This is a genomic window from Hymenobacter glacieicola, from assembly GCF_014640315.1.
Lineage (GTDB): Bacteria > Bacteroidota > Bacteroidia > Cytophagales > Hymenobacteraceae > Hymenobacter > Hymenobacter glacieicola.
In genome coordinates this window covers 115,458-141,461 of the sequence record NZ_BMGS01000005.1, presented here as the reverse complement: position 1 = coordinate 141,461, position 26,004 = coordinate 115,458, and the positions used below count along the sequence as shown (strand labels likewise).

General features: G+C 58.4%; 27 protein-coding genes. 17 read left to right on the top strand and 10 right to left on the bottom strand.

The window, feature by feature from the left end; translation table 11 throughout:
* The first annotated feature begins 64 nt into the window (after positions 1-64).
* Positions 65-448 (top strand): hypothetical protein, encoded by a 384-nt coding sequence (locus IEW18_RS10625; RefSeq protein ID WP_188557827.1) that lies wholly within the window; start codon positions 65-67, stop codon positions 446-448.
* A gap of 105 nt (positions 449-553) precedes the next feature.
* On the opposite strand, the gene IEW18_RS10620 is transcribed toward IEW18_RS10625, so the two are convergent.
* On the bottom strand, positions 554-1,537 hold the full coding sequence (locus IEW18_RS10620) for a GlxA family transcriptional regulator (RefSeq protein WP_188557826.1): 984 nt from the start codon (positions 1,535-1,537) through the stop codon (positions 554-556).
* 193 nt (positions 1,538-1,730) lie between these two features.
* Between IEW18_RS10620 and IEW18_RS10615 the strand changes: the two genes are divergently transcribed.
* From IEW18_RS10615 to IEW18_RS10605, 3 genes are all read left to right on the top strand, one after another.
* Positions 1,731-2,153, top strand: a complete 423-nt coding sequence (locus IEW18_RS10615) for a VOC family protein (protein ID WP_188557825.1) — start codon at positions 1,731-1,733, stop codon at positions 2,151-2,153.
* A gap of 26 nt (positions 2,154-2,179) precedes the next feature.
* Complete coding sequence (locus IEW18_RS10610) at positions 2,180-2,719, top strand: dihydrofolate reductase family protein (RefSeq protein WP_188557824.1); 540 nt, start codon at positions 2,180-2,182, stop codon at positions 2,717-2,719.
* Between the two features lie 79 nt (positions 2,720-2,798).
* Entirely contained in the window at positions 2,799-3,023 is a 225-nt protein-coding gene (locus tag IEW18_RS10605) for a hypothetical protein (RefSeq protein WP_188557823.1), read from the top strand.
* Positions 3,024-3,169: 146 nt separating this feature from the next.
* Here the strand turns inward: IEW18_RS10605 and IEW18_RS10600 are convergent, their stop codons facing one another.
* Positions 3,170-4,273, bottom strand: a complete 1,104-nt coding sequence (locus tag IEW18_RS10600) for a PAS domain-containing sensor histidine kinase (protein ID WP_188557822.1) — start codon at positions 4,271-4,273, stop codon at positions 3,170-3,172.
* A 170-nt stretch (positions 4,274-4,443) separates the two neighbouring features.
* Positions 4,444-6,111, bottom strand: a complete 1,668-nt coding sequence (gene ettA, locus IEW18_RS10595) for an energy-dependent translational throttle protein EttA (protein WP_188557821.1) — start codon at positions 6,109-6,111, stop codon at positions 4,444-4,446.
* 412 nt (positions 6,112-6,523) lie between these two features.
* Here ettA and IEW18_RS10590 point away from each other — a divergent pair, with 412 nt between their 5' ends.
* The 3 genes from IEW18_RS10590 (at position 6,524) to IEW18_RS10580 (ending at position 9,044) form a co-directional block, all read left to right on the top strand.
* A complete protein-coding gene (locus IEW18_RS10590) occupies positions 6,524-7,831 on the top strand; it encodes a DUF349 domain-containing protein (RefSeq protein ID WP_188557820.1) in 1,308 nt (435 codons plus the stop codon).
* Positions 7,832-7,973: 142 nt separating this feature from the next.
* Entirely contained in the window at positions 7,974-8,195 is a 222-nt protein-coding gene (locus IEW18_RS10585) for a DUF2795 domain-containing protein (RefSeq protein WP_019948259.1), read from the top strand.
* A gap of 138 nt (positions 8,196-8,333) precedes the next feature.
* Positions 8,334-9,044, top strand: a complete 711-nt coding sequence (locus tag IEW18_RS10580; protein WP_229728695.1) for an ABC transporter ATP-binding protein — start codon at positions 8,334-8,336, stop codon at positions 9,042-9,044.
* Between the two features lie 177 nt (positions 9,045-9,221).
* On the opposite strand, the gene IEW18_RS10575 is transcribed toward IEW18_RS10580, so the two are convergent.
* The 4 genes from IEW18_RS10575 to IEW18_RS10560 form a co-directional block, all read right to left on the bottom strand.
* A complete protein-coding gene (locus tag IEW18_RS10575) occupies positions 9,222-10,400 on the bottom strand; it encodes a lycopene cyclase family protein (protein ID WP_188557819.1) in 1,179 nt (392 codons plus the stop codon).
* 61 nt (positions 10,401-10,461) lie between these two features.
* The gene (locus IEW18_RS10570; RefSeq protein WP_188557818.1) at positions 10,462-11,106 is read right to left on the bottom strand and encodes an RBBP9/YdeN family alpha/beta hydrolase; all 645 of its coding nucleotides are present in this window, start codon (positions 11,104-11,106) and stop codon (positions 10,462-10,464) included.
* Positions 11,107-11,264: 158 nt separating this feature from the next.
* Positions 11,265-12,128 (bottom strand): LOG family protein, encoded by an 864-nt coding sequence (locus IEW18_RS10565; RefSeq protein ID WP_188557817.1) that lies wholly within the window; start codon positions 12,126-12,128, stop codon positions 11,265-11,267.
* A 262-nt stretch (positions 12,129-12,390) separates the two neighbouring features.
* Positions 12,391-13,650 (bottom strand): ABC transporter permease, encoded by a 1,260-nt coding sequence (locus IEW18_RS10560; RefSeq protein WP_188557816.1) that lies wholly within the window; start codon positions 13,648-13,650, stop codon positions 12,391-12,393.
* A 141-nt stretch (positions 13,651-13,791) separates the two neighbouring features.
* Here IEW18_RS10560 and queA point away from each other — a divergent pair, with 141 nt between their 5' ends.
* Positions 13,792-14,841, top strand: coding sequence for a tRNA preQ1(34) S-adenosylmethionine ribosyltransferase-isomerase QueA (gene queA, locus IEW18_RS10555; RefSeq protein ID WP_188557815.1), 1,050 nt, complete (start codon positions 13,792-13,794; stop codon positions 14,839-14,841).
* Between the two features lie 119 nt (positions 14,842-14,960).
* Positions 14,961-15,665, top strand: coding sequence for a 2-C-methyl-D-erythritol 4-phosphate cytidylyltransferase (locus IEW18_RS10550; RefSeq protein WP_188557814.1), 705 nt, complete (start codon positions 14,961-14,963; stop codon positions 15,663-15,665).
* Between the two features lie 51 nt (positions 15,666-15,716).
* Here the strand turns inward: IEW18_RS10550 and IEW18_RS10545 are convergent, their stop codons facing one another.
* Positions 15,717-16,574: a hypothetical protein gene (locus IEW18_RS10545; protein ID WP_188557813.1), complete on the bottom strand. Its 858-nt coding sequence runs from the start codon at positions 16,572-16,574 to the stop codon at positions 15,717-15,719.
* A gap of 184 nt (positions 16,575-16,758) precedes the next feature.
* On the opposite strand from IEW18_RS10545, the gene IEW18_RS10540 reads away from it, so the two are divergent.
* The 3 genes from IEW18_RS10540 to IEW18_RS10530 all read left to right on the top strand — a co-directional run bounded on the left by IEW18_RS10540 (position 16,759) and on the right by IEW18_RS10530 (position 18,297).
* Positions 16,759-17,313, top strand: a complete 555-nt coding sequence (locus tag IEW18_RS10540) for a DUF4142 domain-containing protein (RefSeq protein ID WP_188557812.1) — start codon at positions 16,759-16,761, stop codon at positions 17,311-17,313.
* 37 nt (positions 17,314-17,350) lie between these two features.
* Positions 17,351-17,590, top strand: coding sequence for a hypothetical protein (locus IEW18_RS10535; RefSeq protein WP_188557811.1), 240 nt, complete (start codon positions 17,351-17,353; stop codon positions 17,588-17,590).
* A 62-nt stretch (positions 17,591-17,652) separates the two neighbouring features.
* Entirely contained in the window at positions 17,653-18,297 is a 645-nt protein-coding gene (locus IEW18_RS10530; protein ID WP_188557810.1) for a DUF4142 domain-containing protein, read from the top strand.
* Positions 18,298-18,388: 91 nt separating this feature from the next.
* Here IEW18_RS10530 and IEW18_RS10525 read toward each other — a convergent pair whose 3' ends face one another.
* A complete protein-coding gene (locus IEW18_RS10525; protein ID WP_188557809.1) occupies positions 18,389-18,808 on the bottom strand; it encodes a hypothetical protein in 420 nt (139 codons plus the stop codon).
* Between the two features lie 114 nt (positions 18,809-18,922).
* A complete protein-coding gene (gene uvrA, locus IEW18_RS10520) occupies positions 18,923-22,072 on the bottom strand; it encodes an excinuclease ABC subunit UvrA (protein WP_229728694.1) in 3,150 nt (1,049 codons plus the stop codon).
* 261 nt (positions 22,073-22,333) lie between these two features.
* Here uvrA and IEW18_RS10515 point away from each other — a divergent pair, with 261 nt between their 5' ends.
* The 5 genes from IEW18_RS10515 (at position 22,334) to IEW18_RS10495 (ending at position 25,997) form a co-directional block, all read left to right on the top strand.
* A complete protein-coding gene (locus IEW18_RS10515) occupies positions 22,334-23,068 on the top strand; it encodes a hypothetical protein (RefSeq protein ID WP_188557808.1) in 735 nt (244 codons plus the stop codon).
* Between the two features lie 206 nt (positions 23,069-23,274).
* The gene (locus IEW18_RS10510; RefSeq protein ID WP_188557807.1) at positions 23,275-23,733 is read left to right on the top strand and encodes a hypothetical protein; all 459 of its coding nucleotides are present in this window, start codon (positions 23,275-23,277) and stop codon (positions 23,731-23,733) included.
* Between the two features lie 154 nt (positions 23,734-23,887).
* Positions 23,888-24,130, top strand: a complete 243-nt coding sequence (locus tag IEW18_RS10505; protein ID WP_188557806.1) for a hypothetical protein — start codon at positions 23,888-23,890, stop codon at positions 24,128-24,130.
* Positions 24,131-24,188: 58 nt separating this feature from the next.
* The gene (locus tag IEW18_RS10500; protein ID WP_188557805.1) at positions 24,189-24,440 is read left to right on the top strand and encodes a hypothetical protein; all 252 of its coding nucleotides are present in this window, start codon (positions 24,189-24,191) and stop codon (positions 24,438-24,440) included.
* A gap of 192 nt (positions 24,441-24,632) precedes the next feature.
* Positions 24,633-25,997 (top strand): MBOAT family O-acyltransferase, encoded by a 1,365-nt coding sequence (locus IEW18_RS10495; RefSeq protein WP_229728692.1) that lies wholly within the window; start codon positions 24,633-24,635, stop codon positions 25,995-25,997.
* Positions 25,998-26,004 lie beyond the last annotated feature (7 nt).

Genomic DNA, 26,004 nt, shown 5'->3' with positions numbered 1-26,004 from the left:
AACTACGCTACACACAACACGTATAGTTAAGCCTGTTTTTCTCGCCACTTTAACTACCCTTGCTATGGACCAAAACGAACACCGCCGTACCCAGGCCGATGTGGCCAATGACGGCTCCGCTACCTCTCGCCCCGAAAACACGCACGGAGTAGCCGGCCAGCAGCAGGGCGCCGCTAACCAGAACACTGACAAGCCCACCGATACCAGCGGCCGCCACGGTGGCAACCACGGCAACGACGGCGGCGAGCTGGTGCGCGACGCCAAAGGCAGCAGCCACCGCGGCGACGAGCCCAATGCCGAATCGGAAAACAGGGGCGGCGGCGACGACAACCAGGGCAAGCACCACACCCGGCATACCACCAAGGACCAAACCAGCTACGGCACCGGCAACGCCGCCCCCAGCACCGCCAACGACGGCGGCAAAATAGACGACGCGGCCAACCAGTAGCCTGGGTAACTCACGTTGTTACTTTTCACCTCTCCCGGCCCCGCAGGTACCTATCGGCGGGGCCGGGGTAGTTGTGGAAGTAGCCCATCGGCTCTGTCCTAGGGCCTACCCCGCGACGCTCGTTTCGCGGTGGTACTTGCTGCGGTACTGCTTGGGCGAGAGGCCGGTTACGCGCTTAAAGGTGAGACGGAAGGCTTTGGGGTCGGTGTAGCCCACGTTGTACATCACCTCATTCACGTTTTCCCTGGTCGATTCCAGGCTGTTCTTAGCAACTTCTATCTTCACCCGCTGAATGTACTCGACCACCGAATTAGAGGTAGCTTTTTTGAACCGGCGCTCCAGGTTGCGGCGGCCTAGCGCCAGCATGGACGCCAGCTGATCCACGGTAATTTTCTCGCGGTAGTTTTCCTCGATGTAGGTCTGGGCCTTTTTGATGGGCTCGTCCTCGTGCGCCTTCTGCCCATTGAACACCACGAAGGCCGATTGGCTAACCCGCTCAATATCAATCTGGAACACTTTGGCGCAGAACACGGCCATTTCCCGGCCGGCGTACTTCTCAATCAGGTACAGCACCAGGTTGAGGTAGGAAAAGGCCCCTCCGCTGGAGTAGATGCCGTGCTCGTCGGTAATCAGCCGGTCTTCCCGCAGCTCCACTTCCGGAAACATGCGCCGGAACTCATTGGCGGCGGCCCAGTGGGTAGTGCACTGCCGCCCCGCCAGCAGGCCGGTAGCGGCCAGCAGAAAGGCACCCATGCACAGGCTGGCCACTTCCGCGCCGCGTTGGTACTGCTGCACTATCCAGGGCAGAAACTCCTGGTTCATTTCCAGGGCCTGCGCTAGGTCGCCATCCACGGCCGGAACAATAACCAGATCCGTGCGGGAAACTTCCGACAGCAGCACATCAGCCGCCACGGTGTAGCGGCCGCCGCACACCCGCGTGGCGTGATGGAGCCCCACAAGCTGAATCTGGAACAGCGCCGGCCGGCCCATGCGCTGCAGCAGCGCATTCACCTCGGCAAATACCAGTCGGGGCCCTTCAATGCTGCCCAGAATGGCTCCCTGAGGAACCAGAATTGAGATGTGCTTCATGGTAGGGAAAGCTAAGAAAACGGGCTGTCGCAATCAACCCTGAATTAGTCGGAATTGGCCCTGCGAAAGCGTGAAAGGCTTTGCTAATTTTGTTGGCCAGCAAAGATAGGTAGCGGCCAATATTACTACATTTGTTAGTAGCGGCAGCTGTCTTCTTCCCACACTTTTTCTCACTTCCTTTCCACTTCTTGCCATGAGCACCTTCCAACTCACCCCCTACCTCACCTTTCCTGGCACCTGCCAGGCAGCCATGACCTTCTACCAGACCTGCCTGGGCGGCGAGCTGATGATTCAGCCGTTTGCCGGCTCGCCCGCCGCCGAGCACGTTGGCGAAGAGGCCCAACATGGCGTTCTGCACTCCAGCCTGATCCGGGAAGGCCTCACCCTGATGGCCTCCGATGAAGGCATGCACAAAGTGGTGAAAGGCACCATGGTATCGTTGTCCTTGAACTGCACCAGCGAGGAGGAAATCCGGCAGTACTTTGCTCGGCTTTCCGAAGGCGGCACCGTAACAATGCCCTTGCAAGACACTTTTTGGGGCGCCACCTTCGGCATGTTCACCGACCGTTTCGGCATCGATTGGTTGTTGAATTACGACAAGCAACCCCAGCAGTAGCACCTACTTTTCTACCCGAATAGCGCATGAGTAAGCTAACAGTTGCCATGTACCTGACCCTGGACGGCGTGATGGAAAACCCGGCCTGGACTAGCCCTTACTTTAACGAGGAAGTGGGGCAATTGCAGCAGGAACTGCTTTTCGCCAGCGACGCCCTGCTCCTAGGTCGCGTCACCTACCAAGGCTTTGCCGCGGCCTGGCCCAGTATGCAGGACGAGGACGGCTTTGCTGACCGCATGAACCGCCTGCCTAAGTTTGTGGCCTCTACCACCCTGGAAACGACGGAGTGGAACGCTACCCTGCTGCGGGGCGACGTGGTGCAGGCAGTAGCCAACCTGAAGCAGCAGCCCAACCAGAACCTGCTGGTTTACGGCAGCGCCGAGTTGGTGCGCACCCTGCTCCCCCACCACCTGATTGATGAGTTCCGGCTGATGGTGCACCCCGTGGTGCTGGGCCAGGGTAAAAAGCTGTTCACCGAGGAAAGCCAGGCCACCCTTACCCTTGTCGACAGCACGACTACCCGCTCCGGCGTGCTGCTGCTCACGTACCGGCCGGTGCATACCTGAGCCGGCCGCCGGGCTGGTGCCCGGGGCTTCCCTAGTTCGTTGCCAGCAAGTCTACCGCCTCTTTTAGCACGCCTGCGTCATGGTTGAAGTATTCAAAACCAACGTCAGAGCCCGGCGCCACGCCCGGCTGCTCCTGCACCAGATTCACCAGAACTTTCAGGAGTACCACGCCAATTTTGACCTGGAGGACTGCGACAAAATTCTGCGGGTAGAGTGCCAGAGCCGTTTTATCCAGCCCTCCCCCCTGATTCAGCTGCTGGCCGCTGCCGGTTTCCGGGCGGAAGTACTACCCGACGAAGACTAGCCAGGGCTCCACAACCTCTATCAAAAGAACCTTTGGAACTGATTCCGAAGGCTCTTTTGGCGGGAGCATTTGGTTACGGGTCTTTGGGTCAGCGGGTGGGATAGGTAAGGTAGACCTGCATTGCTTTTGCTGTGACAGGATGCGGGCTATTCGGCCAAGGTCAGGGGTAGCCTGATGAAAAAGGTCGTGCCTTCTCCTTCTGCGCTTTCAAACCAGATACGGCCCTGGTGCAGCTCCACAATTGTTTTGATGATGGACATGCCCAGACCGGTGCTTTTCTCCCCGCGCAGGCCCGGCCGGCGGGCCGGCGTAAACCGCTCGAACAGTTCCGGCTGCATGTCCCTGGGAATTCCGATGCCTGTATCGGCTACGGTTATTAATAGGTGCGTCGGGTGCTGGCTTAAGGTCACGCGCAGCAAACCGCCATCGGGCGTAAATTTCAGCGAGTTGCTGAGCAGGTTGTTAATAGCCTGTAGAAATTTGTTTTCATCAATTTCGGCGTAGATAGTTGGCTGGGAAGCTTCGAAGGAGAAGTGCCGGGCCGTGGCCTGCTCCCGCTCCTGGTAATTCGCAACCACAATGCGTAAGCGCTCCGCCAAATCAACGCGGCTCAGGTGCAAATCTATCTGGCTGGACTCCATGAATTCCTGATCCACAAAGTCCCGGATCAGGTTTACGCCCTGCCGGCAGATAAGGTGCATCTCCTCCAGCATGGCATTGAGCGGCTCGTCGTGCAGGCCCTCCACCTTTTCCTTGATGTACCCCGACATCTGCTGCACCAGCACCATAGGCGCGGCCAAATCGTGGGAGAGGATTTCGAGCATGGAGTTTTTCTTGGCCTGGTAGCGGTTGGCCATTTCGACGACAGCACGGGCGGCAGTAATATCGCGCAGGTGCCCACTGATGAGCAGCTCGCCCGTCGACCCGCCACCTTCCGGCAGGTAGCCAACGGCGGTCAGGCACAGCCACTGCGTTTTGTTATCGAAAGTACTCAGCCGCAGCTCTAGGTCCTGCACCAGCTGCCCCGTGGCCGCGTGGCACAAGCGCTCGGCCAGGTACGTCCGGTCATCGGGGTGCATGCGTGCCAGCCAGCCGGGCAGCTCTTCGTTAATGGCCGCTACGTGGCCGCCTAACTCTCGCTCATACGCTTCACTTACATACAGCACCCGCTGCTGGGTAGGGCAATAGCAAAAGTAGACCACAGAATCGTGCGCGGCCAGGGGCGCGAACAGATGGGCATAATCGGTCATGCGTGGGGTAGGGAAAGGCGTAATGTCGAGCTATACCACTGCTCCTTCTTTTTCGTTGCGAGATGATAGCGCGCTACTGAAAACAAGGCATATTCACGTAAAGCAAAAGCGCCGCCGGAAGTGTTTCCGGCGGCGCTTGCTGGCTGCACATACAGCCTACCCAGAAGTGCTTACCCCAGGCTGCGGTAGCGCACGCGCTTGGGCTCCACGTCGCCGAGGCGTTTGCGCTTGGCTTCCTCGTAGTCGGAGAAGTTGCCTTCAAACCACACCACCTGCGAGTCGCCCTCGAAGGCCAGGATGTGGGTAGCCAGGCGGTCGAGAAACCACCGGTCGTGGCTGATGATAACGGCGCACCCGGCGAAGTTTTCTAGGGCATCTTCCAGGGCCCGGATGGCATTCACGTCCAGGTCGTTGGTGGGTTCGTCGAGCAGCAGCAGGTTGGCGCCTTGCTTGAGGGTAGTGGCCAGGTGCACCCGGTTCCGCTCCCCCCCGGAAAGGGAACCGACTTTCTTTTCCTGGTCGCCGCCGCGGAAGTTGAAGTTGCTCACGAAGGCCCGGGAGTTCACCTGCCGGCCGGCCAGCAGCATGGTTTCCGTGCCGCCCGAAATGGTTTCGAACACCGTTTTGTTGGGGTCCAGGGTATCGTGCTGCTGGTCGACGTAGGCGGTTTGCACCGTGGGACCCACCACGAACGTACCCGCGTCGGGCTGTAGCTGGTCGGTGATGAGGCGGAACAAGGTGGTTTTGCCGGCGCCGTTCGGCCCGATGATGCCCACAATGCCGCCCTGGGGCAAGTTAAACGACAGGTTTTCGAACAGGAGCTTGTCGCCGAAGGCCTTGGTCAGCCCTTCGGCCTCAATTACCTGGGCGCCCAGGCGCGGCCCGTCCGGAATGAACAGTTCCAGCTTCTGCTCTTTCTCGCGGGAGTCTTCATTCACCATTTTATCGTAGCCGGCCAGGCGGGCCTTGCTCTTGGCCTGACGGGCTTTTGGGGCCATGCGCACCCATTCCAGCTCGCGCTGCAGGGTTTTCTGGCGCTTGCTCTCGGTTTTTTCTTCCTGGGCCAGGCGCGAAGCCTTCTGCTCCAGCCACGAGGAGTAGTTGCCTTTCCACGGAATACCCTCGCCCCGGTCCAGCTCCAGAATCCAGCCGGCCACGTTGTCGAGGAAGTACCGGTCGTGGGTTACGGCAATGACGGTGCCTTTGTACTGCTGCAGGTGCTGCTCCAGCCACAGCACGCTTTCGGCGTCGAGGTGGTTGGTGGGTTCGTCCAGGAGCAGCACGTCGGGCTCTTGCAGCAGCAGGCGGCACAGGGCCACGCGGCGCTTTTCCCCGCCCGAAAGGTTGCCGATGAGGGCATCGGCCGGGGGCGTGCGCAGGGCGTCCATGGCGCGCTCCAGCTTGCTGTCGAGGTTCCAGGCGTCGAGCTGGTCGAGGCGCTCCTGCACGGTGCCCTGGCGCTCCAGCAGCTTGTCGAAGTCGGCGTCCTCGGCCCCGAACGCCTCGTTGATTTCGTCGAATTCCTTGAGTAGGGCTACCGTTTCAGCGGTGCCTTCCTGTACTACCTCCAGTACGGTTTTGGTGGCATCGAGCTGGGGCTCCTGCTCCAGGTAGCCCACCGAGTAGCCCGGCGACCACACCACGTCGCCCTGAATCTGCTTGTCGACGCCGGCAATAATCTTGAGCAAGCTCGACTTACCCGAGCCGTTCAGGCCGAGCACGCCGATTTTGGCTCCGTAGAAAAACGAGAGGTAGATGTTCTTAAGAACCTGCTTCTGGGGAGGGTATACCTTGGTTACCCCCGCCATGGAGAAAATAATAGTGGGTTGGTCGCTCATGGTGGAGTTAGAGAAGTGCGGAATCGTGATGGGCCGGAGCCCGTGAGAAGAGCGCAGGCGCGAGGCCGCTTGCCAAGCCGCTTGCTAGTTCAGCAGAGGTTTCTATTTTGCGCAACAATACGGCAGCGGGCCGTATAGGCAGCTCGGGCCCGGTAGGGTCCTGCTCCCTATTGATTTTCACGCGTAATAACCACGCTGGCTGTCCGTTCGTAGCATCTCCCGGTGAGCTGCTACCGTTCGGTCCCGGCCAGTAACATGTGCGTTGCCGACCGGAATGTCAAAGGTAGGCAGCCTACGCAAACATTCCGCAGCCTGGGCCGGGCGGCGGAACTAGTCAGCAATCCGTAAACTTGTACAGCTTTTTGGCCTAAACCCCGACCTCTCCACCTATTCGCTCCCCCGCTATCTGATTATGGAACAACAAGACCACTTGCTGGCCGAAGCCCGCCGTTATGGCTACATTGAGGGCGACCAGGTGTGGCTTCGCCCGCTATTGGACCTGCCCGCCCGCCAAGTGGGGCAGGTCAAGGAATCTGCCGATGCTTCGCTGCTTTATTTCGCCCAACGCTTTAATCTATTCCGCACCAAAGTAGAAGACCTGCTCCAGAAAATTGAGGAGTCGGATAATAAAGGCTCTTTTCTGATGAAGGCCCTGCACCTCAAGGAGCAGGTGGGCAGCTACGACGCCCTCGGCGACTTCGAGAGCCTGTACCGCCGCCTGACGGAGGCCGAGGAATCCATCAAAGTAACCATCAACCGTAACCGCGAGAAGAATCTGGCCACCAAAATCAGCCTGATTCAGGAAGCGGAGGCCCTTCACGATACCATTGACTGGCAGGCCGGCAGCGAAAAGCTAAAGGACCTGCGTCAGGGCTGGATTAAAACCGGCCCGGTAGAAAAGCACCTCACCGACGAGCTGGAAGTGCGCTTTCAGGCCGCCGTGGATGCTTTCTTTGCCCGCAAGAAGGATTTCCTGGCCGAGAAAAAGGCCATGACCAATAGGGTGTACGACCAGTACAAGGACCTGATTCACAAGTCAGAAGCCCTGCAAAACTCCAACGAGTTCGAGGAAACGACCCGCAAGCTTAAACAGCTGCAGCAGGCCTGGAAGGAAATTGAGGGCACCCTACCCCGCAAGCAGGCCAACGACCTCTGGACGCGCTTCCGGGCCGCCCATAACCACTTCTTTGAGCGCCTGAAGGTGCACATTGAAAGCAAGCGTCAGGAGCCGACCCTCTCAACCGGCGGCGAAGACAACCTGAGCCGCAAACGCGCCCTAGTGGCCGAGGCCCAGGCCCTCCTCAACCAGCCCATTTCGCAGGCGGTGGCCCGGGCCAAGGAGCTGCAGGCTGCCTGGAAAAAGGTGGGCCCCGTACGCGGCGAAGAGTCGGATCGGGTGTGGGAGCAGTTTATCCTAGCCTGTGATAAAGTGTTCGAAATGAGCGCCTTGGAGCATTACGTGCGCAAGCGCCAGCCCGCCGGCCCTGATGCTACCTCTCCCCGCGACCAGGCCACGGTCCGGATTCAGGCCCTGCGCGACTTTATTAAGTATGACAAGCAGGAGCAGGAGGTGCTGGAAGAAAACCTGGGCAAGCTCAACGATTCACCCGGCAACGATGCCTTCCGCACCATGTTGCAGGGCAAAATCCGGGCGTTCGAGCGGAAAATCCGGACCAAGAACGAGCTGATTGCCATGTTTCAGCAGCGCGTAACGGGTTAGCCCAACTTTACTGCCTATTTTACGTTGTCGTCAGCAAAGTGCAACCCCGGGCCGGTAATGGTGTCATGCCTCCACCATCGGCCGGGTTTTTGCTGCCGCGAACTTACTTTTTGACCACCTTTTTTCAGTAGCACACACGACTATGTATTGGACCCTGGAACTTGCTTCGTACCTGGAAGATGCACCCTGGCCTGCCACCAAGGATGAGCTGATTGATTACTCTATCCGCTCGGGTGCCCCGATGGAGGTAGTAGAAAACCTGCAGGCTCTGGAGGATGATGGTCAGCCCTACGAAAACATCGAAGAAGTATGGCCGGACTACCCGACCAAAGAAGACTTCATGTTCAACGAAGACGAGTACTAATGGGTGAAGAAGTGACAAGGTGAAGAGGTAATGAGGTAATTGTTTTTCATTACCAGGCATCTGGCCTAAAGTAAGATGAACGATATACCAGAACGCGTTTTCTCTTCCTCACCTCATCACCCCATTACTGTTCACGATATGATTGCGGGGTATGGACAGCGCGTCCTGCTCCGCAATTTGCGTTTTACGGTACCTGAGCCCGCCTTTGTCGCCATTGTGGGCCACAACGGATGCGGCAAAACCACCCTGTTCCGGGCCCTGACCGGACAGCTCACGTACCAGGGCCGGGCCCACGTGCTGGGGCAGGATTTGCGTACCATCCGGCGGCCGGCCGCCAGCGGCCTGCTGGCTCACCTACCCCAGCGCGGCAGCGTAGAGTTTGCCATTCCCGTTCGGGAGCTAGTGGTGATGGGGCGCTTTCGACACCACCGCTTCTTAGGCGCCTATTCCGCGCAAGACTATGCCCTGGCCGATGCGGCCCTGGCCCGGGTGGGGGCAGCCCATTTGGCCCAGCAGGACTTCACGCTACTTTCTGGCGGCGAGCAGCAGCTAGTCTGGCTGGCCCAGCTTAGCCTGCAGGATGCGGCTCTCTACCTGCTTGATGAGCCTACCCAGCAACTGGATGTATACTACCGTCGGCGGGTGTTTGACCTGCTGCGCTCCTGGGTTACGGAGCAGCGCAAAACCATTCTCTGCATCACCCACGACCTCGATAACTTAGCGGCCCTACCCGGCTACCTACTCAACCTCTCCGCCCCTACCCCCGCGCTGGAGCCGTTAACAGCCGATACCGTGCGCAAGGCAAGGGAGTACTTGGAAAGTGAGGAAAGCCTAGCGGTGAAGTGGTGACTGAGTGATTGAGTGAAGTAAAACATGGCTGTCATTCTGAGCCGCGTGAAGGACCTTATCACGCCAAAACGAGTCGTTGCAACGATGTTCGTTCAGACGTAGTAAGGTTCTTTGTCGCCGCTTGAGGCGCGGAATGCTCCGGATGACAGCCGGGTTCTATTTCACTCAATCACCATTTCACCGCTGGCCTGGCCGGCCCCGCAGGACGTGCCCGATGGAACGCAGGAAGGGCCAGGGCGACACGGAGTTCATGATTTGCAGGTTTTCCCAGGGCGAAGTTCGCTCGTCCAGAAAATCAAAAATGCGCTCCACCGGATTGCGCCGAAACAGGTCCGTGAAAATGTCGCGGGTGATTTCGCCCTGGCGCTGCATAATGTCGAGCAGCAGCGTATCGAACAAGCCGAATTGCCACTGGTCGCCGGTAAGGTCCTGGGGCGGGTGGCCCGTAGCAGCCAAACCCTGAACCAGCCGGGCCGAGTGTGTCTGGATGCGCTTAAAGGCGTAGCCCGTGCTGGGCTTGGCCCGCCCCGCCCGGGTACCCAGGTTGATAATGTGCCGACCGGCGCGGCCGGGCAGCGGGTGGTCGGTCATGGGAATAGCCCCGACTTCTTCCGCCTTCACCTGAAACTCCCGCACTCCTAAATGCTGCGTTAGGTACTGCCTGATTTCAGTTTCGTACGCTTCCTTGGGTAGCACTTCAGTCGAAAAGAGTGTGTACTCTACCAGGGCGCGGCGGGAGCTGAATGGTAGCACGTATATAAAGCGCGCCTCCTGATGCTGCTCGCCCCAAAAATCCATGAACTCTACCGTCGAAGGGTCAAACACGTCCTGTTCCGTTTCCACCTCCCAGCCTACAAAGTGCTGTAAGAGGTAACGGTAGCGGTGCGGCTGTTTCAGCTTGGCCAAGTCGGGCGGGCGGCTGTCGAAGGCATAATGGGCACGAAACTCGCCCGCTGTAGTGCGCGCCCGTGCGCCATGTGCCACATTATCCAGGGTTTTTACCTGCGCTTGCACCCAGGTAAATTGCGGGTTTTGGCTAAGGGCCGCGCGTACGAACTGGTAGAAGTCCAGCCCCCGAATCATTTTGTAGCGGTGGCGGGCCAGCTTGAACACCCGCTCGAACTCCGGGCTGCGAAAAGCCAGCCGGTCCCACTCGTGGGCAACAATACTGTCGAACAACGAAGGCTCATCAGCCCAAAACGACCAGGTACGGTCGTTTTGATCTTTGGCGGCCGGCTCCAGCACCAGCACCCGCTTGCCAGCCAGGCGCGGCTCCTGGCTGATGTGGTAGGCCAGGCTTAGCCCCGCTGCCCCGCCGCCCGCAATGAGGTAGTCGAAATCGGGAAGTGTATCCATGCAAAGCGGCGGCCCGAGAGGAGCCGCCGCCACAAGATAGGACTGGAAGTCTGATTACTGCTTAGTAGCTGGCCATGGGCGAGAGGGCGCCGGCCAGGTCGCGCACGGCATCACGCACATCGGGGTCGAGCTGGGCGCTGAAGTGCTGACGGCCCGGCAGAATGCTCACGCGGGAGCGTAGGCGCTCTACCCACAACCGCTCGTTGTCTTGGTAGCCGGAGGTGTAGGGGTCATCATCGGAGAGCAGTACAATGAGCTTATCCTCCGGAATCAGGCGGCGGGCCGCTTCGTAGTTGATGGGCGCATCCATCCAGTTCAGGATGTCCTGCCAGGGGCTATCTACTGAGAACCAACCCGCTACGCATAACACACCGCCCACGGGCTGGGCCTCCGGGTGCTGCTCGGCCAGCCGGGCCAGGTAGTGCAGAATAGCCAGGCAGCCGACACTATGGCCCACCAGGTACACGTCGGGACCAATTTTTTCGGGCGGCAAGATGGTCATCAGGTAATCCACGGCCCGTTCAATAACCGGCAGGTCCCAGGCGGGCATGGCCAGCGTATGCACGTTGTAGGCGTGGCCATCTTCCTGGGCCACGGCGCGTAGTTGCTCCCCTAGCCAGGGGTACCAATCGTCGTGGGGGGCGCCGGCCCAACGGGGTACGATGAATATTTGCTTTTCCTGGGGGTGGGGTAGAGCTGCGGGCATACTTAGAAATTTACTTTGAACAGTATCCAATGTACAGCGCCGTTTTTGGATATATCAATGATTCTTTAACTCTTTTTCTAACCTCAACCATACAAAAAGCCCCCGGCTTCCTCTTTTGATTAAGGCAGCCAGGGGCCAAACAAATAATTATCAGCGCCTTAGAAGTTAGGCGAGAGCAGGTATTTGCTGTAGAAGTCGTCGATGATTTTCACGGCCGATTCCGCGTCATCTACCAGCTGCACCAGGTTCATATCCTCGGGCGAAATGTTCTTCTCATCCTCCAGCATCACCTGCTGAATCCAGTCGAACATGCCTTGCCAGTAGCGCGTGCCCACCAGCACAATGGGGAAGCGGCCGATTTTCTTGGTCTGAATCAGGGTAATAGCTTCAAACAGCTCATCGAGGGTGCCAAAGCCGCCGGGCATGCCAATGAAGCCCTGGGCGTACTTCACGAACATCACCTTCCGCACGAAGAAGTAGTCAAAGTTGATGATCTTATCGGGGTCGATGTAGATGTTGTTGAACTGCTCGAAGGGTAGCTCGATGTTGAGGCCCACGGAACGGCCGCCTTCGGAGTGGGCGCCTTTGTTGCCGGCCTCCATAATGCCGGGGCCGCCGCCCGTAATTACGCCGTAGCCGTGGCGCACCAGCTTAGCCGCAATTTCCTCGGCCATCTGGTAGTAGGGGTTGTCGGGCTTGGTGCGGGCCGAGCCGAAGATGGACACGCAGGGTCCAATCTTGCTCATCTTCTCGAAGCCCTCCACGAACTCGGCCATTACCTTGAAGATCTGCCAGGAGTCGGCAATCTTGATTTCGTTCCAGTCCTTATCCACAAAGGCCCGGCGGATGCGCTGCTCATCATCGAGCTGCACGGTCCGCTGGCCGTGGGTTTGCTCCCGGATATCACTGATGGTCTTGACCTTGTTATCGTTGATGTTGGGCTGAACGATGGTTTGGCCGCTGCCGGCGTTCAGGACTTCGTCCGCCACTTTGGTGCGGCTGGTTTTTTTGAGCTTTGACATAACAAGCTACGCTAGAAATGGGCGCGGATAGCCGGCTGACCCGCAAGCCGCCGACCAAGGTGGGAATGATCCGCACCCGGGTAAAAAATTAAGAAAAGGGCAAAAAGAAAGCCGCCCTCACGGAAGGAAGGGCGACCCAAGGTAGCGACCGGCAAGTTAACAATTTGTTAACATTACACTAAGAAACGAATGCGCTGAATGCGGAAGATGTGTGAAATGGAAAACCAGAGTCTACCCTTCGTCACACCTTCCACATTCAGACTTACTTGGCCCGGATGGCAATAACCGGGTCGAGGTTGGCGGCCAGCACGGCCGGGATGATACCGGCCAGCACCCCAATAACCACGGACACGGTAAGCCCCAGGGAAACGTTGCCCCAGGACAGGAACAGGGGCAAGGCATCCTGCGGAACAAGCGCAATCAGCCAGACCAGCAGAATACCCGCCGCCCCGCCCAACAGGCACAAAAACACGGCCTCGAACAGAAACTGGAACAGGATAAAGTAGTTTTTGGCCCCCAACGACTTTTGAATGCCGATGATGTTGGTGCGCTCTTTCACTGACACAAACATGATGTTGGCAATGCCAAAGCCGCCTACCAGCATGGCAAAGGAGCCAATAACCGCCCCGGCAATGCCAATAACGGAGAACAGCTGCGTAATGGCATTGGCCAGCATTTCGGGGCGGTTCAGGGCAAAGTTGTCTTCGTCGCGGGGTTTCAGCCCCCGGATATTGCGCATGGTGCCTTTCAGCTCATACTCTAAATCCAGCAGGCCGGGGTCTTCGTCGGTGCCTTTTATGGCAATAGTGGGCGAAACGCCCCCCATTCCGTTCGTGGTCAGGGCAAACATCTTGGTGAACATACCGAAGGGAATCAGGCAGTTGGTGTCGTTGCTGGGCGTATCCAGCAGCTTCTTGCCTTCTTTCTGCATCACCCCAATCACCACAAATTTCTGGCCGCGGGTTTTAAACTCTTGCCCAAGCGCCGAGCCGTTCGGGAACAGATTTTCGGCTATGTCGGCCCCAATAATGGCTACGTTGCGGGAGGCGTCTACTTCTTGGGAAGTGAAATAGCGCCCCTGCGCTATGGGCACATCCGACACCTGGCGAAAATCAAAGCTGACACCCTGCAGGTTGCAGCCTTCCATGCTGTTGTTAGCGGCCTGAAACAGGTTGCCGCTGGTGTTGGCGAAGATGGCAATGCCTTTGTTGTTGGGCCCTAAGTTGCGCTGTAGCCCCCGAAACTCGCGCACCGTAGGCACCGGCCGCTTAAAGTATTTCCACCAGGCAAAATCCCGCTCAAATACCCACGGCCACTTGTTTACGTAAATTACCTTGTCGCCCACAAAGCTCATGCTTTGGCGCACGTTGGCCTCTAACGAGTCAACCACCGTGAATACGGCAATGATGGCAAAGATGCCTACCGTCACGCCGAGCAGCGAGAGAATAGTACGGAGGAGGTTTGCTTTCAGGGCTTGCCACGCAAAGCGAAAACTCTCCAGGGTCAAACGCAGCGCTTTCATGCGGAAGGGGTTTCAGCGAGGGACGTAGCAGGGGCAATAAGCAGATTTCGGGCGAAAAGTAAGGATTAATCCGGCGGTAATACGTACTTTTGCGGTTCGATTTTTTACACTAGGTTACCCTCCTTCTGCCCTGTCTGGCCCATGAAACTGTCTGAGTTCAAATTTGACTTGCCCGAAAGCCTGCTGGCGCAGCACCCTGCCAAGAACCGCGACGAGTCGCGCCTGATGGTGCTGCACCGCGACAGCGGCAAGATTGAGCACCGCGTGTTCAAGGACATCATCGAGTATTTCAACGACGGCGACGTATTCGTAGTCAACGACACGAAAGTGTTTCCGGCCCGCCTGTACGGTAATAAGGAAAAGACCGGCGCTCAGATTGAGGTGTTCTTGCTGCGGGAGCTGAACAAGGAAATTCACCTGTGGGACGTACTCGTGGACCCCGCCCGGAAGATTCGGGTAGGCAACAAGCTGTACTTCGGCGAGTCGGATATGGTAGCGGAGGTTATTGACAACACGACCTCCCGGGGCCGTACCATCAAGTTCCTGTTCGATGGCTCCGATGAGGAGTTCTACAAGGCCCTGCACGATTTGGGCGAAACCCCAATTCCGAAGGAGTTCATCTCCCGCGAAACTGAAGCGGCTGACAAGGAGCGTTACCAGACGATTTACGCCAAGCACACGGGCGCCGTGGCGGCTCCTTCGGCTGGCCTGCACTTCACCCGTGAGGTAATGAAGCGTCTGGAAATCAAGGGAGTAGACGTAGTGCCGGTAACCCTGCACGTGGGCCTGGGCACCTTCCGCCCCGTTGACGTAGAGGACCTGACCAAGCACAAGATGGACTCGGAAAACTTCATCGTGCCGGCCGAGTCGGCGACGGTAGTAAACCGGGCCCTGGACGCTAAGAAGCGGGTTTGCGCCATTGGTACTACCTCCATGCGCGCCATGGAATCGTCGGTGTCGGCTCACGCCCGCCTGAAGCCTACCGAGGGCTGGACCGACAAGTTTATCTTCCCGCCCTACGAGTTCAAAATCTCCAACGCCCTGCTGACCAACTTCCACACCCCGGAAAGCACGCTGATGATGATGGCTTCTGCCTTCGCGGGTCACGAGCTACTGATTGAAGCGTATCAGTTGGCCATCAAGGAGAAATATAAGTTCTTCAGCTACGGCGACGCTATGCTGATTCTCTAGCTCAGGAGAGCTGGAGGCCGCCTAGTAAGTGACTAAACCCCGGTTTTAAAAGTCCGGCCGTTTAAGAACGGCCGGACTTTTATTTTTGTCCTGAATCTTTCTCTTCAGTCCATGTGCTTATGTCAGCTGCTGCATCGTCCTTGAGTCCTCGGTTTGTTATCCTCGTGGCCGGCGGTAGCGGCACGCGCATGGGCGCCGACCGACCCAAGCAGTTCCTGCCGCTAGCCGGCGAGCCGGTGCTGCTGCACACATTACGCCGCTTCGCTGACCCCACCCTGAAGGTGCAACAGTGCATTCTGGTGTTGCCCCAGGATCAGTTAGAAGCTTGGCAGCAGCTCTGCGCGGAGTATGCCATAGCGTTGCCTCACACGGTGGTAGTAGGGGGCGCTACTCGCTGGGCTTCCGTGCGTAATGGCCTGGCGGCCCTGGCCGCCCATTCCACCGGGGTGGTAGCCGTGCACGATGGCGTCCGGCCGCTTACCTCAGCCAACGTTATCGAGGCTACCTACCAGGCCGCCTACAACCACGGCGCAGCCGTGGCGGCGGTAGTACCCAAAGATTCCGTCCGGAACCTAAGTCAGCAGGGCTCCTACGCCCTGAACCGGGCGCGGCTCCGGCTGGTACAAACTCCGCAGTGCTTTGAAATTGGGTTGCTGCGCCGGGCCTACCAGCTGCCGGAGCTTTCTACTTTCACCGACGACGCCAGCGTGGTAGAGGACCTGCACCCTATTCACTTAGTAGAAGGCGACTACCGAAACCTGAAAATTACTACTCCCGAAGATCTGCTGGTCGCCGAGGCCATCCTGACTACCTTCCCTATTTAGCGAGAAGGTAGCCCGAACGGTTTACGCTGCAGGGCAATGCCTTGCGTATGACTACAGGCCGCGGCCCACGCGAATGGTACGGGTAGCTCCATTGATGGTAATGGAAGCGAGGTTGTCGCAGGCCTGGGTGCCGGTGGGGTCGTAATTCAGCAGTAGTTCTTTTTCCTTGGCGGTGCGAATCCGGACGGTGCCGGCCACGAAAGTGCGGGCGCAGCCGGCCTGAATCTTCTTGAGCAGGGGCTGCTCAATGATGGCGGTATAGCTCACGGCTTTGCGGTTGGTGCCGCTGGCCTGGCCCGTTACGGTGTACTCGTCGTCGAGGATGGTGCGGGTTCCGGCCCCGGCGGTGCGGGTATACTGGCGCTGGGCCACCCAGGAGTGCGTACCCGCGGCCGTCGTTACGCTGGCATTCTGAACCTCCAGCTTCCAGGAACCGCCGCCCAGGTTGGTGATGGTGCGGGTGCCGGTGTGCAGGTTATCGTTGCGGTGGTAGTTCACGAGCGTTATCGTGACGGTAGCGCCCGCCTGCCGGTACGGGCCACTGAAAACGGCTACAATTTTGCCCCGGCGCGCTACGCCGTTGGGGCCCACGCAATTGGTCGGCCCGAAGTCGAGGGTGAGTGTGCGGGTGGCCGCCTCGTAGGTGCGGGTAAAGCAGGCGCCGGCTATCCGCGTAAGGTCAGCGGCCTCGGCGGCGGGGCTACCCGTTAGGGCGGCATCCGTCGGGGAGCCGGCTTCCACCAGGTCGGCAACGGTAGCGTTTTCATCTTCGGCCAAGCTCTGGTCTTCGGCAGACACGACTACTTCGGTGGCAGCCTGCGGATCAGCGTTTTTGGTGCAGGCGGCAGAGAGCAGGGTAGCGCCGACAACGGCAGTGAGGCCCAAGGTGCGCAGTACGAGGGTTTTCATGAGAAGATGAAATAAGAGTGGGAAGAACTGGTTTCGGCCGTTGGAGCTCCGCAATAAAAGATAGTTTAATCAGACAGGGAACTTTTTTCCAAAATGGTAAACCAAACCTGAACCACTGGCGCGCGTATAGCCCAGCAACCCCTGCCAATTAACTGATCCTATGTTATTTTCTGCCCGGTTCTCTATGCCGTTGCTCCTGCTCCTGACGGCAGCCTGCTCCACGGGTGAAAGCAACAAAGACCCCATCTTTAGCGCCAAGTTCCAGAACGAGAAACGCATTGATGAAGAGGCCGTTACCAAACGTCAGCTGCGGGATGCGGAGTTTTTAGTGGATGCCGCTAGCCGCAAAATGCAGCTCCTGGAAATCAGCCAGATTGCCCAGCGCAAAGCTGCCTCAGCCGACACCCGCTTCGTGGCCCAAAATCTGGCCGCTACTACGGCTCCGCTGCTACGGGAACTGCAAACCTTGGCCCAACAGAAAAAGCTAGTGCTCCCCACCGGCTTGGGCGAAGAACAGGGCAAGCAAGTAGGCGAGCTAACTGCCCTGAACGGAGCAGCCTTCGACCAGAAATTCGTGGACTTGCTCGGCAGCATTACCAACGAAGATGCCGAGGCATATGATGACATGAGTGAGGAGGCGTACGATGGCGACATCCGGGCCCTAACCGCTCGTCAGCTACCCATTCTGAAAGACCAACACACCGCGGGAGAAACACTGCAAGACAAGCTTAAGCCGTAGCCTCCTCCCTGATTCTTTCCATTCTTTCCTACTACCAATGAAAACCCGATTCCTTCCTTTCCTGGCCCTGGGCGCCGCACTGCTCCTGGCCAGCTGCAACAACGCAGAAACGCGCACCGACGGCACCGCCGGTGAAGCAGTAAGTGACATGGATAAAGCTGCTGACGAAGGCGGTGTAAAAGCCGACGCGGTAGTTATTGATAATAACGCCGGTCCTACGGTAACAGCTGACGCTGATTCGGCCATGGCTGCTGATTCAGCTGGTACTACCCGCTAGTTGGGCGCTGAGGTCCGAGTGGCCTCGGCAATTTCTCTTTCCACTCTCACAACCCTTCTCCTATGAAACGCATCCTCTTATCGGTTTCCTGCCTGGGCTTACTCAGCTTGGCTTCCTGCGGTAACTCATCTACTGAATCTGCTGGTGCCTCGGCTGGCGCAGAAACCTCGGCCAACACTGCCGATACAGCTATGGCCTCCGCCTCAACTATGCCTTCATCCGATACGGCCGCTACAGCCATGGCCACGGACGGGCCTACCGCTCCACACTCCACGGACCCTGAGTTTATGATGTCGGCCGCGCACAGCGACCAGAACGAAATTCAGCTCAGCAAAATGGCCCTGGAAAAAGGCGTGACCGGCATGGTAAAAGACCACGCCAACAAAATGATTACCGACCATACCAAGTCGACGGCGGACCTGAAGCCAATTGCGCAGAAAAAAGGCGTAACGCTTCCTACCGACATGGACGCCGAGCACAAAGCCATTGCCGCCCAGATGAAAGATCTGTCGGGCAAGGAGTTTGAAACCAAGTACATGGCGCAAATGTTGCTAGACCACCAGAAAACGGTGAACACCATGGTAGCACACAAGCAGATGACCCAGGACGCCGACTTGCAAGGCTTCATCACCAAAACTACCCCCGTAGTACAGGCGCACTTGGCTATGTTCAAGCAGCACGCTGGCTCGGGTGCTAGCAATATGTAAGCAAAGTAGCTCCATCAACACAAAAGGCCGCTCCGGGTTTGGGGCGGCCTTTTGTGTTGATGGCGTGGTTGGTTTAGCCAAGTAGCACTGACTACTGTACTGGTTTAGCCGACCATTGCAGGGCATAGGTGTCACAGCCAACGGTATTGATGTTCATGCGGAACATGCCATTGGCGGCAGTTTTGCCCGCAAACCCGCCCTCAATGGCAAAACGCCACGCCGTGGCACTACCATGCGGGGACTTTACCGCAACTCCACTCACCTTACCTTCCTTGATAGCGAAGCTACCTTCTGGGCCTACTACCTGCCGCTCCAGCTTGCCACCGCACCGCCAATAGCCGTCGAAGGTGAAGTTTGCTATTTTCTTGCCATCGGGTGACACCGTAAAGCTGATTTTGTCACCCTTCATGCCGTTGCTGATAACGCCTGTCCAGCGCGTGCCGGTAGCAGCTTTGGGCGGGGCGGTAGCAATGGCGGCGGCCAGCAGTACCGGGAACAGAAGTACTTTCATATAATAAAAGATGTGAGAGAGCCGGTTAAAATAGTAAAAGCTCCATATTCCAGTCAAGCCGTTTTACGGTTGAGCTGAAATACAGAGCTTTTTCTGGCTCGCCTCAGGCCGCTATCAGGCGGCGTCCTTACTACCAGGCTTTTCCTCGGCGTACTTGCTGGTACGCAGTTCCTCGGCCAGGAAGCGGCTGGTGTGGCCCTTGCCGGATTTAGCGACCTGCTCGGGCGTACCCTGGGCCACAATAGTGCCCCCGCCAGCGCCGCCCTCCGGCCCAATGTCAATGAGGTGGTCGGCTACCTTAATCAGGTCAAGGTTGTGCTCAATGATGAGCACAGTATTGCCCTTGTCGGCGAGCTTGTGCAGGACTACGGCCAGGTGGTTGATGTCCTCGAAGTGCAGGCCAGTAGTGGGCTCGTCGAGGATGTAGAACGTCTTGCCGGTGTCCTTTTTGCTGAGCTCGGTCGCCAGCTTCACGCGCTGGGCCTCACCGCCGGAAAGCGTGGTGGCTTGCTGGCCCAAGGTGAGGTAGCCCAGGCCTACTTCGTTCAGGGTCTGAATCTTGCGCAGGATGCGGGGCTGAAACTCGAAGAACTCCACGGCCTTTTCCACCGTCATGTCGAGCACGTCGGTGATGGACTTGCCTTTGAAGCGCACCTCCAGGGTTTCGCGGTTGTAGCGGCGGCCTTTGCAGGTTTCGCAGGGCACGTGCACGTCGGGCAGGAAGTTCATTTCGATGGTGCGCATGCCGGCCCCCTCGCAGGTTTCGCAGCGCCCGCCCTTCACGTTGAAGGAGAAGCGCCCCGGTCCGTACCCCCGAATCTTGGCTTCCGGCAACGACGAGAACAACTGCCGAACCTCGGTGAATACCCCCGTATACGTAGCTGGGTTAGAGCGCGGCGTACGGCCAATCGGCGACTGGTCCACTTCAATCACCTTGTCAATGAACTCCAGCCCTTCGATGGTCCCGTAGGGTAGCGGCTCGCGCTTGGCGTTAAAGAAATGCTGATTGAGAATGGGGTACAACGTGTCGTGGATGAGCGACGACTTGCCCGAGCCCGACACGCCCGTTACGGCAATGAGCTTGCCCAGCGGGAACTTGGCCGTGACGTTCTTGAGGTTATGACCCTTGGCCCCTTTCAGCACCAGCTCGTTGCCTTCGCCAGCGCGCTTTTTCTTGCGCAGTTCAATGTGCTTCTGCCCGCTGAGGTACTGGGAGGTGAGGGAGCCCGAGTTGAAGATTTCCGTAGGCGTACCCTCGGCCACAATCTGCCCGCCGTGGATGCCAGCGCCGGGACCAATGTCCAGCACGTGGTCGGCATGCATGATCATGTCCTTGTCATGCTCCACCACAATCACGGAGTTACCCAGGTCGCGCAGGTGCTGTAAGGCCTTGATTAGCCGCTCGTTGTCGCGCTGGTGCAGGCCAATGCTGGGCTCATCCATGATGTAGAGTACGCCTACCAGCTGGGTGCCAATCTGGGTAGCCAGGCGGATACGCTGGGACTCGCCGCCCGAGAGCGTACGCACGGAGCGGTGCAGGTTCAGGTAGTCGAGGCCCACTTCCAGCAGGAAACCGATGCGCTTGCGGATTTCCTTGAGCAGCTCCCGGGCAATCAGGTTTTGGCGCTCCGAGAGGCGCGTTTCCACGCCCTCAAACCAGCCGGCCAGCTCGTTCAAATCCATCACCGACAGCTCGCCGATGTGCTTGTTGTCGAGCTTGAAATGCAGGCTCTCCTTTTTGAGGCGGTAGCCGTGGCACTCCGGGCACTCCTGGGCCTGGGTGTACTGCTGAATCCACTCTCGGATGTTTTCCGAATCGGACTCCATCTGCCGACGCAGGAAGGGAATGATGCCTTCAAACGGCTCGGTGTAGTTGGCCTTTTTCGGGTCGGCATCCTCGTCCTCGGGCACGCCGTGCAGCAGGCGCTCTACCAACTCGGCGGGCAATTTCTCAAGGGGTGTACTCAGACTGGCTTTGTGCTTTTTCACGATAAGGCTCAGCTGCTGGAAAATCCAGATGTCGCGGTACTCGCCCAGGGGCGCAATACCGCCCCGGCTGATGCTCAGCTTCTTATCCGGCATCACTGAGTCTTCAGTGATTTCCTGCACTTCGCCCAGGCCATTGCAAGTGGGGCAGGCGCCGTAGGGCGAGTTGAAGGAGAAGGTGTTGGGCGCCGGGTCGTCGTAGGCAATGCCGGTGGCCGGGTCCATCAGAAAGCGGGAGAAGAACTGAGTGTTGTCCTTCTTCTTGTCGGGGTCCAGTACCAGCATGGTGCCCTTGCCCTGGGTCAGGGCGTTCTGCACCGAGCCCGAGAGGCGGAACCGGTCTTCTTCCTTCACCACCAGCCGGTCGATGACGATTTCGATGTCATGGATTTTGTAGCGGTCCACCTGCATCTTGGGGGTGATGTCGAGCAGCTCCCCGTCCACGCGCACTTTGGTGAAGCCCAGCTTGGCAATCTGCTGGAACAGCTCCCTGTAGTGGCCCTTGCGGCCCTTCACCACCGGGGCCAGCACAATGAGCTTGCGGCCATCGTACTCCTTTAGAATGTAATTGATGATCTGGTCGTCCGATTGCCGGATCATTTTCTGGCCCGTGGCGTAGCTGAACGCCTCGGCGGTACGGGCGTAAAGCAGGCGCAGAAAGTCGTAAATCTCGGTGATGGTGCCGACGGTGGAGCGGGGGTTGCGCGAGGTGGTTTTCTGCTCAATGCTGATAACCGGCGACAATCCCTCAATCTTATCCACGTCGGGCCGCTCCAGGCCGCCCATGAACGAGCGGGCGTAGGCCGAAAACGTTTCCATGTAGCGGCGCTGCCCCTCGGCGTAAATCGTGTCGAAGGCCAACGACGACTTGCCCGAGCCGGAAATGCCCGTAAATACCACCAGCCGCCCCCGCGGAATCCGGATGGATACGTTTTTCAGGTTGTGCTCCCGGGCTCCGTACACTTCAATGTAAGGCGCCTCCAGGTCGGCCGGGCCGGTAAGCTGACCAGTTATCCGGCTTTCTACCACAGCTTCCGCTACCTCTCCCAGGCGCGGTATGGCCTGCACGGCGGCGGTAGCGTGATGGTTGGCATTATCGGCAACGGCCGCGGCGGTTGCGCGCGGAGCCTTCTTCGGTTTGGCCGGGGTAGCGGCCGGCGCTTCCGGCGCGGGGGCGGCGGCCGTTTTCGCCGCTTTGGCCGGGCGGGCAGCTTTAGAAGCCGCAGGTTTACTGGCAGCGGAGGGAGAAACGGAAGCGGCAGTTGTTTTTTTAGCCATGCAGCAGCGGAGCGAATAAGTCTGCAAAGGTACGCAAATCAAGCCCCAACGGCTACCCCGAATAGCTTATTTGCCAAGCATATTGGCCGGGGCCGCTGGCGCTGGAAAGCGGGCAGATGGGCTGTAACACGCACTGCTGGGGAAATGTCCCGGCCCTGCCTAAACTTCTTTTTAAACCGTGGCGCGCATTTCCCTCTAACCCACAAATTATGGTGCGGCTTTTGCCTTGAGTTCGGCCTCTCCCTTTTGCTTTTCTTCCGTATGAAAATGTTATTTAAATCAGGGCTGGTGCTAGCCCTTGGACTGCTGCTCTACAGCAGCCGCGCGCAGGCACAGGTGCAGATCAATGTGCAAGTGCCGGCCTGGGGCCCCGCCGTTGGGCCGAACGTGCAGTACTACTACCTGCCGGAAATCGACGGTTACTACGATTTGTACTCGCAGTCGTATCTGTTTTTCGATCCGGTGTACGGGGCCTGGATTAGCTCGCCGGTGTTGCCGCGCGCCTACGCCGGCTACGACCCGCGCTTCTTCCACCCCGTGGTGGTGCAGTACGTGGGCCGGCAGCCCTGGGGCTACCTGCGTGACCACCGCGCCTACTGCGACCGGTGGGGTGTGCAGCCCGGCCGCTACTACGGCGCCAACTGGCCCGGCCGCGGCTACGTGGTAGCCCCGCGCCCAAACTATGGCCCCGGCGGCTACTACGACAACCGCTCCTATAACCAAGGCGGTTATGCCCGCGGCGACTACCGGGACAATCGGGATTACCGCGGTAATTATCCTGGCGGCTACGACGGCCGCTACGATGGCCGCCGCGACGACAACCGTTCTAACCCAAACCCGGGCAGCTACAACGGCCGCCCTGACAACCGCGGCAACTACGACCGGAACGACCGGGGTAGCATCAGTGGCCCCGGCAACCCAGGCAATCAGCCAGGTAGCGCCCAGCAAAGCTCAGGCAGCTACAGCGGGGGCCGGGGTAGAGGCCGCGGGATGTAATAAGCTGTGTGTTCTAAGAGTATACAAAAGGCCTTCTGCTGCTAGTAGAAGGCCTTTTTCAGCTCAGAAGCTTGCTGTTTTAACTCCGGCTTGCTTCCTGCCGTAAGCTCGACACTGTGCGGACCGGCTCAGACCGCACTTGTTGCGTTTGGCCCCGTTCTTGCCACTAGCCTTTTATTCCCGTCCTTTCACTTACCTACCCAACCATGAAACTGCTCCCCAAATTAGCTTTATCGGGCCTGCTGGCTTTTGCACTGTCAGGGCTTACTCATACGGCTCAGGCTCAGGTAACCATCAACGTTAACCCTCCTTCCTGGGGCCCGGCTGCTCCAGCGGGCACCCAGTATTACTACATTCCGGAAGTAGGCGGTTACTATGACTTGCGCGACCACCATTACATTGTGCAGCGGGACGGCCGTTGGGCGCGGGTAGCCACTGTCAGCGGCTACTCGCCCAATTCCTTCCATCCCGTGGTTATTGATTACGTAGGGGCCCAGCCCTGGGTCCTGATCGGCCGGCACCGGCAGCAGTATCCAGCCAGCCTACCCCCAGGCCAGGTGAAGCGCCTGGAAAGCGGCAAGGGCCTACCCCCCGGCCAAGCCAAGAAGCTGGGCTACGGCGGCCACGGTGGTAATGGCAAGGGCCACGGCAAAGGCAAACACTAAGCGCTTTTACTTTAAATACGAACTGCCCCAGCTTACTCTGGTAGGAAGCCGGGGGCAGTTCGTGTTACGTAAGCCGGAAATGCAGGGTGTTTTTTCTTAACACACTATTACGGTCCGGCCGCATCTTTTTGTAGATCAATCCGTTCAGGTCGCTATGCCCACGACCCAACATCTGTTTCACCGCGTTCTACCCCTTGAGCTGCAAGCCTTGGTTGGAGAGGGCCGACGGTGCCTGCTGGTGTACCGTACTCCGGGCACCTCCGCCGAGTTTTGCGTGCGGGGAGTGCTGCTGGGGGTGTTGCGGCGCGGGCAGATCGATTACCTGTGCCTAGCCAACGGGTGCGAGCTGCGCCTTGATTGGCTTATATCAGTAAACGGGCACCGGCTGGCCACCTAGCGGCCCATCCTCTGACAGCGGTTTGTCGTACGTGAGGGAGGTACTTTTTCTATACTCCATGTCCGACTCCACTTACCACCCCATTAACTGCTCGTTCTACGACGAGCTGGAAGCCCGGGCTACCACCGGTCAAGCCTGTAGCCTTACTTACCGCACCCAGCCCGATACGCCCCCCAGCACCTACCACGGTACCATTCAGGATTTGTTCATCCGCGACAAAGTGGAATACCTGCGGCTGGCCGATGGCTTTGAGCTGCGGCTGGACGCGCTGGTAGCCGTAGACGATAAGGAATTGCGCAGCTACTGCTAGCCTAGCTACCTCTCACGGTTCTTTCGCCCCAACACGTTGTCTTCGGATGGCCTGGGGGGTAGCATATCTGACGCCTACGAGAATACTAGCCGGCTTACTACCTTGTGCTGAATTCTTACGTTGCCGCGCATGGTCTTTAGCAGTACGCTGTTTCTATTTTATTTTTTACCCGGTTTTCTACTTCTCTACTTCTTGGCCCCTACCCGGTTCAAGAACGTAGTATCGCTGGTAGCCAGCCTGTTATTTTATGCCTGGGGCGGGCTCAACTTCCTGGCCCTGTTTCTGGCTTCTGTGGTCGTCAACTTTGTGCTGATCCGGTTTATGGACCAGGCCCAGAACTGGCAAAAGCGCATTTATTTGATCCTGAGCATTGTCTTGAACGTGGCAATGCTTTTTTACTTTAAGTACGCCAACTTCTTTCTCGAAAATGTCAGTGCCCTAGGCGAAGTGGCCGGCGCCTCCCCGCTCACGTGGGAGAAGGTAGTCTTGCCCATCGGCATTTCATTTTTCACCTTCGAAAAGCTCACCTACACCATCGACGTGTACCGCGGCGTGAACAAGCCGCTGCGGAGTTTCTGGGACTTCATGCTCTATATCATGCTGTTTCCCAAGATGATAGCAGGTCCCATTGTTCGCTTTCACGAAATAGCCGATCAGCTGACGGACCGCACCGCTTTCGATACGGTAGACCAGAAGCTGGCGGGCCTATTCCGGTTTATGATTGGTTTGGCCAAGAAGGTACTGATAGCCAACGTGCTGGGCGAGCAGGCAGATGCCATTTTCGGCCTGCCGCCCGCCCAGCTGCCCGTGGCTCAGGCCTGGCTAGGAGCCGTAGCGTACACCTTCCAGATTTACTTCGACTTTTCGGGCTACTCCGATATGGCCATTGGGCTGGGCCGGCTGATGGGATTTCAGTTCCCGGAAAACTTCAATAACCCTTATATATCGCTCAGCATCACCGAGTTCTGGCAGCGGTGGCACATCACGCTGGGCCGCTGGATGCGCGACTACCTTTACATTCCGCTGGGCGGCAACCGCGTAAAGCCGGGCCGGCTCTACGTGAACCTCTGGACGGTGTTTATCCTGTCGGGTTTCTGGCACGGGGCAGCCTGGAATTTTATTGCCTGGGGAGCCTACCACGGCCTGTTTCTCATTCTGGACCGGCTCTTTTTGCTGCGGCTGTACCGTAAGCTGGGCGCCCTGAGCATCCTGCCTACTTTCCTTATCACGGTAGTTGGCTGGGTGCTGTTCCGGGCCGAAACCCTGGCGGGCGCGCTGGCCTATGTCAGCCGCATGCTGGGCCTGGGGGCTGAGGCTACCGCAGCCCTACCCTACTACACCCGGGAGTTCTGGTTTACGCTGGCCCTGGCTGCCCTATTCTCCTTTATGGCGGCGCTGCCGCGTATTGAGCGCTGGGAAATACGCACGCTGGCGGCGTCTCATTTCTCCGTGCGGGCGGCGGCGGGTATTACGGCGGTAACGGCCCTGCTCCTGCTGCTGAGCATGGGCTACATTGTGGGCAGCTCGTTTAACCCCTTTATCTACTTCCGCTTTTAGTTCTATT